This window comes from Streptomonospora sediminis (assembly GCF_054778995.1).
Map to the genome: position 1 here is coordinate 1 of NZ_BAAGYZ010000136.1, position 13,307 is coordinate 13,307.

Genomic DNA, 13,307 nt, shown 5'->3' on the forward strand with positions numbered 1-13,307 from the left:
GAGGGCGGCGGCACCCGCCCACCGGCGGCGCTTTCCGGCGCGCGGCCGGCGCCCGGCGGGGCCCGGGGCGCCGGCGCCGCCACCCGCACCGCTGTCGGAAGTCCGCTGTGTTGGGGCGCTCGCGGCCGCGGGGTCCGCGGAGCCGGTACCCGGCGCCGCCTCCGCCGGTCCTCCAGTGCCGCTTCCAGGTGCCGTCTCGCCCATCACGCACCGCCGGCGCCCGCGCCGGTACCGGGCAGCAGCGAACGGCACTCCTCGGCGGCCTGGTCGAGGTCCGGGTCGTTCACGACGTCCTCGTCGGCCTCGCGGGCACCTTCACCCGCTTCCGCCGGAGCCGGGTCGGGGAACTTCTCGACCCCGTTCTCCCGCATGCACTCGGCGTACTCGGTGCGCTTCTCGGTGTCCGCGGGATCGGCGCCCGCGCCCGCGTCCCCGCCGACCCGGTACTCCTCGCAGGCCTGCATGGCCTCTTCCACGTCGGACTGGTCGGTGCCCTCGTCCAGTTGGATGCGGGCACCGCCGTCCTCCTGACCGGGGTCGGGCATGTCCACGCCGTTTTCGCGCATGCACTCGCTGAACGCGACCCGCTGTTCGTCCACGCTCATGCTCGGGCTCGCGGACGGGCCGGCGCTCTGCTGGCCGCCCATGGCACCGCACCCCGCCAGGGCCAGACCCACCGCGAGCACCGGCACGGCCGTCCACACACTGCGCTTGAGCGACGTTCGCATCGCGCTGCCTCCTTGCCACCGGGCCGGGGGGATCCCGGCCGCTCGGGAAGCGATCGAACCGGACGGCGTGTTTCCTCCCTGTTTTCCGGCGGAGCGGACCGCACCGGATCACACCCGGGTACAGCGCGGCGCGAACGCCCGGGAGCCTTACACCGAAGAAACACGGCGATCGGCGATCATGGGCCCGGTTCCGGCCGCGCGGCGACGCGGCGACGCGGCGGCGGGGCGGCGGGGCGGCGGGGCGGCGGGGCGGCGGGGCGGTTCGCGGATGGAAAGGGCGGCCGATGCGGGTTCTGGTGGTCGAGGACGAACCGGTGCTGGCGGATGCGGTGGCGGAGTGGCTGCGCGAGGAGGCCCACGCGGTCGACGTCGCCTACGACGGTGCCGCGGCCACCGAGCAGGTCGGGGTCAACGACTACGACGTGGTGGTCCTCGACCGGGACGTGCCCGCCGTGCACGGCGACGACGTCTGCCGGTACGTTGTCGGCTCCGGCTCCGATGCGCGGGTGCTGATGCTGACCGCCGCCGCCGGGATCAGCGACCGGGTGGACGGCCTGTCGCTGGGGGCCGACGACTACCTCACCAAACCGTTCGCGTTCGCGGAGCTGGCGGCCCGCGTGCAGGCGCTGGGGCGGCGTTCGCGCCCGCTCGCACCGCCGATACTGCGCCGCGCCGGCATCAGCCTCGACCCGGCGCGCCGCGAGGTTTACCGCGACGGGCGCTATGTGCCGCTGGCCAAGAAGGAGTTCGGGGTGCTCGCTGAACTGCTGCGCGCCGAGGGGGCCGCCGTGTCGTCGGAGCACCTGCTGGAGAAGGTGTGGGACGAATTCGCCGACCCGTTCACACCGGCCGTGCGGCTCACCGTGATGAAGCTGCGCCGCAAGATCGCCGATCCGCCGGTCATCGAAACCGTCACGGGAGTGGGGTACCGGATCCCATGAGGCCGGCCGCCGTCCTGCCCCGCCGCATCTCGCTGCGCGCGCGGCTGACCCTCGTATACACCGCCGTCTTCCTCGCCGCGGGGATGGTGCTGCTCGTCGTCACCTACGGCCTGTTCAAGCAGGAGCTGGAGTCCAGTATCCAGATCTCCTCCCCGGGCGGGGAGGCCGCGGGCCGGGGCACGCCCGGCGCGGCACCCTCGCCGCCCGCGGCGGCCCGACCCGCGCCGAGTGGCTCGGCCGCTCCCTCTGCGGGCGGCGGTGCGGACGCCGCCTCGGAGCCGGACCCGGCCGGCGGTACCGCCCAGGACTGGATCGCGATCCAGCGCGCCCGGGTCAACGACGCCGCCGTCAACTCGCTGATCACCCAGGGCGCGGTCGCGCTGGTGCTGGTGGGCATCGCCGCAGCGGCCCTGGGCTGGCTGGTCGCAGGCCGGATGCTGGCGCCGCTGCGCCAGGTCACCGACACCACCCGCCGCATCGCCGCGGCGCCGGCCGCCGACCGGGGGCTGCACGAGCGCATCGCGCTGCGCGGCCCCGACGACGAGGTCAAAGACCTCGCCGACAACTTCGACACCATGGTCGAGCGGCTGGACCGCTCCTTCGACGGCCAGCGCCGCTTCGTCGCCAACGCCTCACACGAGCTGCGCACCCCGCTGACGGTCGGGCGGGCGCTGATCGAGATGGCGATGCACCGCAGGTCGGCTCCTCCTGAGGTCCGGCAGCTCGGCGCCGACCTGCTGGAGATCAACGGCCGCCACGAGCGGTTGATCACCGGGCTGCTGCTGCTCGCCGCCTCCGAGAACGAACTCTCCGAGCGCCATCCGGTGGACCTCGCCGATGTGGCAGGCCACGTGATCGCCCAGACCGCCGACGAGGCGCGCCGGGCCGGGGTGTCTGTGGAGGAGGATGCCGCCGAAGCCCCCACGTCCGGTGACGCGACGCTGCTGGAGCGGCTGGTGCACAACCTGGTCGAGAACGCCGTCCGGCATAACGTCGCCCCCGGCGAGGACACCGGCGGCGTTGACGCGGACGGTGCCGCGGCCGGGGGCTGGGTCGGTGTGGCCACGCGTACCCGGGACGACGGCCTGGTCGAGGTGGCGGTGTCCAACTCGGGTCCGGTGGTGCCGCCCTACGAGGTACCGCTGCTGTTCGAGCCCTTCCGCCGCTCGGGCTCCGACCGCCTGGTGACCGCCAAGGGCGCGGGGCTGGGCCTGTCCATCGTGCGCTCGGTGGCAGGCGTGCACGGCGGCGAGGTCGCGGCGCATCCCCGGGAAGGCGGCGGGCTGTCGGTGACGGTGACACTGCCCGCCTACCGGTACGACGTGTCGCAGGAGCATGCCGCGGCCGGATAAGGCGCGTACAGCGGCGCGCGGAAGCACACGACAAAAAAGAGGAATCCGGCCCCGGAAGACCGGGACCGGATTCCTCTTCTACTGGTAGCGGGGACAGGATTTGAACCTGCGACCTCTGGGTTATGAGCCCAGCGAGCTACCGAACTGCTCCACCCCGCGTCGGTGTGTCTTTACAGTACCGCTTCGGCGGACCAACACCAAATCGCCGAAACAGGCGGTCCACCTGGGCCGATACACCGCGGGCCGCGGCGGAAGGCACTCGCTCTCCGCCGCGGCCCGACCGCGGGTGCTGCTGTGCGCAGCGTGTTCAATCGCCGGTGCCGCCGGTGCGGCCGGTGCGGCGGCAGGTCAGTTCGAGCCGCCGCCACCTCCGTCGCCACCTCCGTCGCCGCCACCGTCGCCGGACCCGCTGCTCTGCCCTGAGGCGTCCTCAGCGCGCTGCAGCGCCTCCTCAAGGCGCTGGTTGGCCTCGTCGTAGGCGGCGAAGTCGCCGTCGCGCAGGGCCTGCTGGCCTTCCTCATAGGCCTGCGCGGCGTCCTCGAGTGCCGCGGTGAGCTCTTCGCTCGATCCGCCGCCACCACCGCCGTCCTGGTCGGGCGAGTCGCCGCCCTCGGCGAGCGGAGCACCGTCCTCGAACAGGTTGTTCAGCGCCTCCTGCAGGTTGTTGCCGATGGCGACCTGCTCACCGAAGCCGACCATCACCTTCTGCAGCAGCGGATAGGAGGTCTGGCTGCCCTCGGCGCGCACGTACAGCGGCTCGACGTAGAGCAGCCCGTCGGCAAAGGGCAGGGTCAACAGGTTGCCGTTGATGATGCGGGACTGCTCGCTCTGCTGCAGCGGCAGCAGCTCGTCGCGGATCGCATCGTCGGCGGCGAACTGGGCCTGCACCTGGCCGGGGCCCATCACCACGGTGTCCTGCGGCAGCCGCAGGATGCGCAGCTTGCCGTAGTCGCCCTCGGTGGCGTCGCTGTTGACCGCCAGGAAGCCGGCCAGGTTCTCGCGGCCGCGCGGCACGAACGTCGATGTCACGGAGAAGTCGGCGTCGCTCTCGCCCGGGTAGCGGATGGTCTGCCGGTAGGGCGGCTCAGGGCTGTCGCCGTCGGTGGTGGGGTCGGCGGGCACGTTCCAGAAGTCCTGGCCACCGTAGAAGGCGTCGGCGTCGGTGATGTGGTAGCGCCGCAGCATCTCCCGCTGCACCTTCATCAGGTCGTCGGGGTAGCGCAGGTGCGACATCAGCTCGTCGCTGATCTCGCTCTTCTTGGTGATCACGCCGGGGAAGGCCTTGGACCAGGTCTTCAGCACCGGGTCCTTTTCGTCCCAGCCGTAGAGGGTCACGGTGCCGTCGTAGGCGTCGACCGTGGCCTTGACCGAGTTGCGGATGTAGTTCACCTGGTTGTCCGGCAGCGCGTTGACGGTGTCGGTGCTCTGGGTGAACGTGTCCTCGGTCGCGTCGGAGAGGTCGATCCGCTCCGAGTAGGGGTACATGTTGGTGGTTGTGTAGGCGTCCACGACCCACTTCACCTTGCCGTCGACGACCGCCGGGTAGGACTTGCCGTCGGCGGTCAGGAACGGGGCGACCCGTTCGACGCGCTCGGCCGGGTTGCGCTCGTAGATGATCCGCGATTCCTCGGAGATCGCGCTGTTCAGCAGGATGTCGGCTTCCTGGTAGCGCAGTGCGTAGAGGATGCGCGTGAAGAAGTTGTTGAGTCCGACACCGCCTTCGCCCTGGTAGCGGTTGGTGCGCTGCCCGCTGCCGTCGGCGCCTCCGGCACCGCCCCCGCCTTCGCCTTCGGGCTGCGCGGCGGGGCTTTCGCCGCCCTGGCCGCCGCCTTGGCCTTCGCCGCCCTGGTCCTGGCCGTCCTGGTCCTGGCCGCCTGCCTGCGCATCGGCGGGCGGGTTGGCGTTGTCCGGCGGGCTGTCGGGAGCGGGGTCGCCCTCGGCGCCGCCCGATTCCTCGCTGGTGGTCACGTCGCCGCTGCCGCCGCCCAGCGGGAAATCGTACTCGGGCTCGGCGTTGACGATGACGTACTCGGCGCCTTCGCGGCCGAAGTAGATGCGTGGCTCGTACTCGCCGGTGCCTTCGGAGAGCTCGCCCTCGGGCGGGATGTTGTACTCGGTGAAGACCGGCCGGCCCTGCGCGTCGACCTGGTTTCCGGCCGCGGCCACGATGCCGAAGCCGTGGGTGTAGACGGTGTGCCGGGTCAGCCAGTTGTCCTGGTCCTGGGGCGGGCCCGAGAGTTCGCGGGCGGCGATGATGGTGTCGACGTTGTTGCCTTCGTCGTCCTCATACCGGTCGACTGCGAGCACCTCGGGGAACTCGTAGAAGCCGCGCACCTGCTGCATCTGCTGGAACGTCTGGGAGACCACCGAGGGGTCGACAAGGCGGACGCTGGGGATGGTGGAGGCTTCGTCGGAGAGCTGTTCGGCGGTGAGCTCGGTCTGGGCGTCGTAGTCGGTGACCTCGGTGTTGTCGATGCCGTAGGCCGCGCGGGTGGCCTCGATGGTGCGCTGGATGAAGGGGCGCTCCAGCCGCTGCTCGTTCGGGCTGACCTGGAACTGCTGCACGATCGCGGGGTAGACGCCGCCGATCAGGATGGCCGAGAGCACCAGCAGGCCGAGGCTGGCCACCGGCATCATCACGTTGCGCACGTAGATGTTGGCGAAGAACAGCAGCGCGCAGACCACGGAGATCACCGACAGGATGATCACCGCGTAGAGCACGGCGTTGACGTCGGTGTAGGAGGCGCCGAAGGTGTAGCCGCGGGCGGAGAAGACCAGCCCGTACTGGTCCAGCCAGTACGCGGCCGCCCGCAGCAGCACGAAAATACCCAGCAGCACCGACAGGTGCACCCGCGCCGCGGGGGTGGCGCGCTGGCCCTTGCTCTGCAGCCGGACACCGCCGTAGAGGTAGTGGACGACCACGGCGGCGATGAACGCCAGCACGACGGCGGCGAAGAGGTAGCCCAGCACCATCCGCATGAACGGGTAGGTGTAGGTGTAGAACGAGATGTCGCGATCGAACTGCGGGTCGTTCACGCCGAACGGCGAGCTGTTGGCGAACTGCAGGTAGGTGCTCCACTCGCCGCTGGCCGAAGCGCCGGTCAGCAGGGCCAGTCCGGCGACGATCACCCAGAAGAAGATCTTGCGGCGCGGGTCGATCGACATCCGGTACCGCGCCAGCCCCTGCTGTTCGGGGCTCATCGGCGGCGCGAGCGGCCGGTAGCGGTAGGCGAGGAACATACTGGAGCCGACGACGGCGGCCATGATCACGGCCCCGCCGGCGAACATCAGCGCACGGCTGCGGAGCTCGGTGAGGAAGACGGACGTGTACCCGACGGAGTCGAACCACAGGTAATCGGTCCAGAAATTCGCGGCGGTGACAAGTGCCGCGACAATGACGACCACGGCCACCGCGACGGGCGCGAGCAGCCGGGATCGACGGGCATTGCGCGCGGATTGTGCGCCGGGCGGTCGGAAGCTCACGCCTCCCCCTCTTAGGTAGCACTGCGGTTTTTGTTAGCGCTGCGGCCGGTTAGGGCCGCTGCGACTTCAGAAGTCTTGCCTCGGCAACTTATTGCGTGTCCGGCGGGTTCCCGAAACCCCGCGCCTTGCGATGACAACATGACATCGACCGGGCCTCGGATCGGCATCGGAAAGCCCCCGGATACGCTCGTGGTCCGACTTTACTCCTAGGAAGGCGCGCTTCCAGTGCCCCCGGTCCCCCACCATGGAGGGGTGTCTTTCAACATTCGTGAAGCCGTCCTGGAGCTTGAGCGCCACGCCGCCGGCCAGGGCTGGGACCAGCCGGTGCGCATCTACGCCCTTGTGCCCACAACCGACCTGATGCAGCGCGAACCCGCCCTGGCCGAGATGCTGGGGCTGACCGGCGATGTGGCCGCCGACGACCTCACTCCTGTAGAGCAGGACCCGCTGCCGCAGGACGTCCCGCTGGAGGACGCCCTGGGCAGGATGGCCTGGCCCGAGGCCGTCACCGGGTGTGCCCTGGTGATGGAGCGCCTGGTGCTGAAGGGTTCCGACGTCACTCTGGAGCCGCCGCAGGAGGCCGACCCTGGCGAGTGGGCCCAGGGCCAGGACGGGCGCGAGGAGGTCCGCATGGTCGCGGGTGTGCTGCGCGACGGCAGCAGGCACTCGGCGCTGCGGATGCGCAGCCACGATTCCGAGGACGAGGTGCTCAACGGCCAGGATCTGGTTCCGGGGCTGACCTCGGCGCTGGAACTGACCCTGGAAGAGGACGAAACGGGCTGAGTCCGTCGGGCTGATCGGGCGCGCGCCGGCCGCCCGGCGCCGCGGCGGCCGCGGCGCGGCCGGTGCCGCGCCCGGTCGCCCGCGGTTGTTCAGGCGCCCTGCGGTTACTCCGGCTGCCCGGGACCGCAGCGGGGCAGGTCGCCGGCCCCGTCGCCGGTGCGGATGGCCTTGAGCGCGTCCACGGCCTGGCCCAGCTTGGCGACCTTGACCACCTCGATGTCGCCGCTGGCCGCGGAATCGAAGGTCTGCGGGCAGCTTTCGGCGGGGACGAAGAAGTACTCGGCGCCCTGGCTCTGGGCGCTGACCATTTTCTGGGCGACACCGCTGACCGCGCCCACCTTGCCGTCCGCGGTGATCGTGCCGGTGCCGGCGATCTTGTGGCCGCCGGTGAGCCCGTCCTCGCTGAGGCGGTCCATGATCCCCAGCGCGAACATCATGCCGGCGCTGGGCCCGCCGATCTCGCCGACACTGATGTCGACGTCGTAGGGAAAGTCATGCCGGTCGGCGATCAGGATGCCGACGACGGGGTCGCCCTCGTCGTTCGCCTCGGTCTCGACCTCGGTTTCGACCGTTTCGCCGTCGCGCTTGAGTGTCAAACCGACCGAATCGCCGGGCTCGCGGTCGCTGACCAGTTCGACGGCCTCGTCCTTGCCGGCGACGGGCTCGCCGTCGACCCGTGTGACCACATCGCCCTTGCGCAGCTCGCCGTGGGCGGGCCGGTCCTTCATCACCCGGGCGACATAGGCGCGGGTGTCGTAGTCGACGCCCAACTCGCCCAGAGCCGCCGCGGTGGCGTTCATCTGGGAGCTGTTCATCTCCACCGTCTGGGCGTCGGTGACCTCCTCGACGCTCTGGTCCGGCGGGAACAGCGCCTCTTCGGGCAGCACCGCCTGGCTGGGCGACAGCCACGCGCCCAGCACGGTGACCAGGTCCATGTGCACGTCGGGGCCGCCGGCGTACTGCACGGTGACCATGGAGAGCCCGCCGCTGTGCCGGTAGGTCTCGGCCCCGTCGATCTGGATGATCCGCTCGCCATCGGTGCTGCCCAGCGTGTTCAGGGCGATGCCGGGCGAGGCCACCAGGTAGGGCACGGGCAGGTAGACCGCTCCCGCTGCGAGGCCGACCAGCAGGACCACCGCGACGATCAGGGTCATTGCACGACGGAACATGCTGCACAGCCTAAACGGCACACTCGGGACACGGACCGGCACCCGGCCTCAGCGCTCGGCCGCCGCGCCGGCACGGGGCCCGGGGCGCTCGGCTCACGGGCCGCCCGGGTGCCGGTGCACCGGGAGGTACGGCGGGTTTACTCCGACCCGACCCACTCGGTGCCGCCGTCGGTGAACTCCTGGTGCTTCCAGACGGGCACCTGTGCCTTGATGTCGTCGATCAGCCGCCGGCAGGCGTCGAACGCCTCGTCGCGGTGGCCCGCTGCTGCGGCGACGACCACCGCGGTGTCGCCGATCTCCAGGTCGCCGACGCGGTGCAGCGCCGCCACCCGCCAAACGGGTCTGCCGTCGCCCGAGGTGTCGGCGACGACCTTCTCCATGACGCGGCGCATATCGGCTTCGGCCCGCGGATGGGCGGAGTAGGCCAGGCGCGCGACGGAGCGGCCGTGGTCGTGATCGCGGACCGTGCCGACGAAGAAGGCCGTGCCGCCGGCCCGGGGGTCGCTCACAGCGGCGAGGACCTCGTCGGTTGAAATGGGGGTTTCGCGTAGTCCTACCAGGCTGATGGCATCCACATGCCGACCGTATCAACACGAGTTGCCCAACGGCGGCTGCCGGGAACGTACTTTTCGCGGGGTTTTGCGGCGCAGGTGGGTCGTGCGGCCGGTCGGGCCGGTGCGACCAGTGCGACCGGTGCGGCGGCCCGGCGCGGCGGGACCGCCCGGCAGGACCGGCTCAGCGGCCGCGCCGCTTGCGCAGATGGCGCACCGCCGCCGCGGTACCGATGGCCGCCGCAGCGGCACCGGCCGCACTGGCCGCGGTGATCGTGACCTCCTTGCGGCCCACGTTGCGGCCCACCAGCGCGGCCTTGCCGCTGCGCGCATCCAGCAGCGTCCGCAGCGACTCCGCGTTGTCATAGGCGGGCCGCCATCCGGCCGCGCGCAGGGTCGCGCAGTCGACCACGCACGGGTAGACCAAAAACTTCACCTCGCCCGCCGAAGCCGGCGTGATACCCGCGCTATGCAGCCGCTGGGTGGCGCCGAAAACCAGGTTGGCGGGCAGGTCGAAGCGGCGCAGGCCGGCGATCTCCTCGGCTTCGCTCTGGGACAGCGCACCCTCGCAGCCCACCGCCAGCGCACCCTGCTCGCCCCCGGTCCCGTGCACGGCCACGTGCTCCAGCGCAGCGGCGAGGTCGTTGATGTGGCAGAACTGCCAGCTCTGCTCGCGGCCGCGGACGGTCAGCAGCCGCGGGGCCGCGAAGTGCCGGGTGAGCGCGGTGTCGAGCCCGGGCCCCACCAGCGGCGCCGGGCGCACCACGGTCACCGAGAGGCCGGGGTGGGCCCGCCGGGCGCGGCACGCCAGGTCCTCGATCTCCACCCAGTCGCCGACAAGGCCGGGACCGGTCTCGGTGCAGACCTCGGCGTCCTCGGACATCGGGACGGGGTTGCCCGGGTCGGCGCCGTGGACCATGGTGCTGGTGATCAGCACCACCCGCGGTACGCGCTGGGCGGCGGCCGCGGTCAGCACGGTCTGGGCGGCGCGCAGGTTGTCGGCGCGCCGCTTCCTGGGCGGGGTGTCCAGCGTGCGGTCGTCGTCGGCGTGCACAAGAACATCCGCACCTGCGATGCTGCCCGCCAGCGAGGGGTCGCGGACGTCGGCCGTGTGCCAGGTGGTGCCCAGCGGAATCCCCGCCGCGGCGCCTTCGGGACCGCCGATCGCGACGATTTCCGCGACCCGGCCGGAACCAGCGGCCGTGACCAGGCGTTCCACAAGGAGACGGCCAATACCCTCGGCTGCGCCGGTAACCGCGACCACCGGCGCCGCGGTGCGGGCGGTGTGCTGTGGGCGAACCTGGCTCGTTTCGGTATTCACTCCGGGCGGCTCCCAGCTAACGTGACAGTGGAGACAAACCTAATCCTGCCTGAGGTCTAATCGTGAGCGACCTACCATTCGGTTTCAGCATGCCCAACGACCCCGACGACGAGTCCGGGCGCCGATCGGGCGACTCCGGCTCGGGCGCCGGTAGCGGCGGCCCAGGCGGTGGCGACCCGGGGACACCCGGCGGCTTCCCCTTCGGCGACCCGCAGCAGATGGCGCAGATGCTGCGCCAGTTCGCCGACATGATGTCCGCCCAGTCCGCGCCCGGCGAACAGCAGCAGTCCCCTTCCGGTTCGGTGAACTGGGAGATGGCCAAGAACATCGCCCGGCACACGGTGTCGCAAAAGGGCGACTCCAGTGTCGGCGCGCACGACTACGCCAAAGTACAGGAGGCCCTGCGCCTGGCCGACCTGTGGACCAACGAGGCCACCTCGCTGCCGTCCGGGGTGCACACCATGCAGGCCTGGAGCCGCTCGGAGTGGGTCGAGAAGACCATGCCCACGTGGTCGAAACTGTGCGAACCCCTTACCCGGCGGCTGGTCGAGTCCATGGGTCAGAACATGCCCGAGGAAATGCAGTCGATGGCGGGCCCGCTGATGGGCATGGTCCAGCAGATGGGCGGCATGCTGGTGGGCCAGCAGGCCGGCCAGGCCATCGGCGAACTCGCCGGCGAGGTGGTGGGCTCCACCGATGTCGGGCTGCCGCTGGCCGGCGAGGGCACGGCCGCGCTGCTGCCCGATGGCGTGACCGCCTTCGGCGAGGGTCTGGGCATCCCCGAGGACGAGGTCCGGCTCTACCTGGCCGCGCGCGAAACCGCGCTGCACCGGCTGTTCGGGCACGTGCCGTGGCTGCGCGCGCACGTCTTCAGCCTCGTCGAGGACTACGCCCGGGGCATGTCCTTCGACATGAGCGGCCTTGAGGAAAAACTCGGCCAGATCGACATCGCCAACCCCGAGGCCCTGCAAGAGGCGCTGTCGGGCGGCGAGGGCGAAGGCCTGTTCCAACCGCAGGAAACCCAGCAGCAGAAAGCGTCGCTGGCCAGGCTCGAGACCACGCTTGCTCTGGTCGAGGGTTGGCTGTCGGTCGTGGTCGGCTCCGCGGTGAACGAGCGCCTGCCGCAGTCGGCCGCCTTGGCCGAGGCCACCCGCCGCCGCCGCGCCACCGGCGGACCCGCCGAGCACACGTTCGCGACCCTGGTCGGGCTCGAACTCCGGCCGCGCCGCCTGCGCGAGGCCGCCGCGTTGTGGACCGCGCTGCAGGAGGCGCGCGGCATCGAGGGCCGCGACGCGCTGTGGGAGCACCCCGACCTGATGCCGTCCAGCGAGGACCTGGACGACCCGCAGGGGTTCGTGCACGGCCGCGGCGAGTCCGCCGACGAACTCGACATCAGCCAATTCACCGACGGTTCCGGCGCCGACCGCGCACCCGGCCGCACCGACCAGGCGGGTCAGGCCGACCAGCCGGACCCGCGCCCCGATCAAGGCGACGACCGCAAGGAGGGGCCCGGCGGGGGCGGATCCGGCGAGGGCTCCGCGTGAGCCTGGCTGCACTCCGCGCCCGCGCCCGCAGCGAACTCGCCGACTGGACCCCGCCCGACCCGGCACAGGACCGCCTGCGCCGCGGTTACCTGCACCACCTCGACCAGCATCCCGACTCCATGTCGCGCACCTGCCTGGCCGGCCACCTGACCGCCAGCGCCGCCATCGTCGACCCCGGCGGCACCAGCGCGGTGCTCACCCTGCACCGCAAGATCGGCAAGTGGCTGCAGACCGGCGGGCACTGCGAGGACGCCGATTCCTCGCTGCGCGCGGCGGCGCTGCGCGAAGCCGCCGAGGAATCGGGAATCGCCGGCCTGCGGCTGCTGCCGGGCCCGGTGCGGCTGGACCGCCACTGGGTGGGTTGCGGCGGCGGCACCTGGCACCTCGACGTGCAGTACGCGGCGGTCACCCCGGGCAGCGGCTCCCCGCTGGTCCGCGACACCGCCGAATCGGCGGACCTGGCCTGGTTCCCGGTCGATTCCGTGCCCGAACCCAGCGACGATGCCTGCCGCGCACTGGTGCGCGCCGCCGCCGAAGCCGCCCGCGCCGATTCCGGCCGCGACCACGATCCCGCGCCGCAGGGCTAATTCCTGTTTGGGAAGTGTGTGTTGCGGGGGCCGGGCGGCGGTCGGGTTCCCGGCGATGATCATGCAGAAATGACCGTCTCAGCTTTGATATTTGGGCATTTCTGCAGGGTCGGTGCGGACACGGACGCAGGTCAGGCGCTGTCGGATTGGTCCAGTCCGGCGGCACCGAGGTCGTCGTAAACGTCGTCCTCGTCCTCGCCGGCCTCGCCGCTGCGGCCGGTGTCCAAGCGCGCCGCGGCGCTGACTCCCTCAAGGTAGCCGCGGGCCCGTTCGGCCTTGGGGTAGTGGTGCACCAGGTCCCAGAACTCCTGGCCGTGGTGTGGGACGATCAGGTGCACGAGCTCGTGCAGCAGTACGTAGTCGACCACCCAGCCGGGCATGCCCGATAGCCGCCGCGACAGCCGGATGGAGCCGTTTTCGGGCGTGCATGAACCCCAGCGGGTCTGCTGATTGTCGACCCAGCGTACGCTCGCGGGCCGGGCCAGACCTTCGAGATAGCGGTCGGCGAGATCGAGCGCGCGGGAGTGCAGCGACTCGTCGTCGGGGCGGCGGCGTTCCTCGCGTGCCTCAAGGCGCTCCAGCATGCGGTCCACCCAGCGCTTCTCTTCGGCGCGGGAGAACGTCGCGGGAACGAGGACCACCGTCTTGTCCCCATCGCGGTAGGCCGACACCGTACGGCGCCGCCGGGGACTTCGGCGTACCTCGATCTTGGTGTTCGGAGGCACAAATTCACGGTAGCTCAGAGCGGACGGCCGCCACAGTGCCGTGTTGGGACTTTTTGCTCCGTAGGCGCCCTGTTCGTCCCGTCTTTACTGGCGCGGATGGCCGCGAAAATAGCGCGGTCTGCG

The 13,307-nt window shown here is 71.2% G+C and carries 11 protein-coding genes and 1 tRNA gene; 5 read left to right on the forward strand and 7 right to left on the reverse strand.

Features of this window, described 5'->3' with window-relative positions; all coding sequences use genetic code 11:
- Positions 1 to 203: 203 nt before the first annotated feature.
- Entirely contained in the window at positions 204 to 728 is a 525-nt protein-coding gene (locus tag ACYVD5_RS26195) for a hypothetical protein (RefSeq protein ID WP_461003821.1), read from the reverse strand.
- 284 nt (positions 729 to 1,012) lie between these two features.
- Between ACYVD5_RS26195 and ACYVD5_RS26200 the strand changes: the two genes are divergently transcribed.
- Both ACYVD5_RS26200 and ACYVD5_RS26205 read left to right on the forward strand, forming a co-directional pair.
- Positions 1,013 to 1,669, forward strand: a complete 657-nt coding sequence (locus ACYVD5_RS26200; protein WP_461003822.1) for a response regulator transcription factor — start codon at positions 1,013 to 1,015, stop codon at positions 1,667 to 1,669.
- A complete protein-coding gene (locus ACYVD5_RS26205) occupies positions 1,666 to 3,021 on the forward strand; it encodes a sensor histidine kinase (protein ID WP_461003823.1) in 1,356 nt (451 codons plus the stop codon). The genes ACYVD5_RS26200 and ACYVD5_RS26205 overlap by 4 nt, the downstream gene beginning before the upstream one ends.
- 82 nt (positions 3,022 to 3,103) lie before the next feature.
- Here ACYVD5_RS26205 and ACYVD5_RS26210 read toward each other — a convergent pair.
- Positions 3,104 to 3,180 (reverse strand) — tRNA-Met (locus tag ACYVD5_RS26210).
- Positions 3,181 to 3,369: 189 nt separating this feature from the next.
- Entirely contained in the window at positions 3,370 to 6,432 is a 3,063-nt protein-coding gene (locus ACYVD5_RS26215; protein ID WP_461003848.1) for a UPF0182 family membrane protein, read from the reverse strand.
- A 324-nt stretch (positions 6,433 to 6,756) separates the two neighbouring features.
- On the opposite strand from ACYVD5_RS26215, the gene ACYVD5_RS26220 reads away from it, so the two are divergent.
- Positions 6,757 to 7,287 (forward strand): PPA1309 family protein, encoded by a 531-nt coding sequence (locus ACYVD5_RS26220; RefSeq protein WP_461003824.1) that lies wholly within the window; start codon positions 6,757 to 6,759, stop codon positions 7,285 to 7,287.
- Positions 7,288 to 7,391: 104 nt separating this feature from the next.
- Here ACYVD5_RS26220 and ACYVD5_RS26225 read toward each other — a convergent pair whose 3' ends face one another.
- The 3 genes from ACYVD5_RS26225 to ACYVD5_RS26235 form a co-directional block, all read right to left on the reverse strand.
- On the reverse strand, positions 7,392 to 8,456 hold the full coding sequence (locus ACYVD5_RS26225) for a YlbL family protein (protein ID WP_461003825.1): 1,065 nt from the start codon (positions 8,454 to 8,456) through the stop codon (positions 7,392 to 7,394).
- A gap of 137 nt (positions 8,457 to 8,593) precedes the next feature.
- Positions 8,594 to 9,031, reverse strand: coding sequence for a molybdenum cofactor biosynthesis protein MoaE (locus tag ACYVD5_RS26230; RefSeq protein ID WP_461003826.1), 438 nt, complete (start codon positions 9,029 to 9,031; stop codon positions 8,594 to 8,596).
- Positions 9,032 to 9,191: 160 nt separating this feature from the next.
- A complete protein-coding gene (locus ACYVD5_RS26235) occupies positions 9,192 to 10,271 on the reverse strand; it encodes an NAD-dependent epimerase/dehydratase family protein (RefSeq protein ID WP_461003849.1) in 1,080 nt (359 codons plus the stop codon).
- Positions 10,272 to 10,390: 119 nt separating this feature from the next.
- Here ACYVD5_RS26235 and ACYVD5_RS26240 point away from each other — a divergent pair, with 119 nt between their 5' ends.
- Positions 10,391 to 11,872, forward strand: a complete 1,482-nt coding sequence (locus ACYVD5_RS26240) for a zinc-dependent metalloprotease (protein ID WP_461003827.1) — start codon at positions 10,391 to 10,393, stop codon at positions 11,870 to 11,872.
- Positions 11,873 to 11,874: 2 nt separating this feature from the next.
- Positions 11,875 to 12,459, forward strand: coding sequence for an NUDIX domain-containing protein (locus ACYVD5_RS26245; protein WP_461003850.1), 585 nt, complete (start codon positions 11,875 to 11,877; stop codon positions 12,457 to 12,459).
- A 131-nt stretch (positions 12,460 to 12,590) separates the two neighbouring features.
- Here the strand turns inward: ACYVD5_RS26245 and ACYVD5_RS26250 are convergent, their stop codons facing one another.
- Positions 12,591 to 13,184, reverse strand: coding sequence for a M48 metallopeptidase family protein (locus ACYVD5_RS26250; RefSeq protein ID WP_461003828.1), 594 nt, complete (start codon positions 13,182 to 13,184; stop codon positions 12,591 to 12,593).
- Between the last annotated feature and the right edge of the window lie 123 nt (positions 13,185 to 13,307).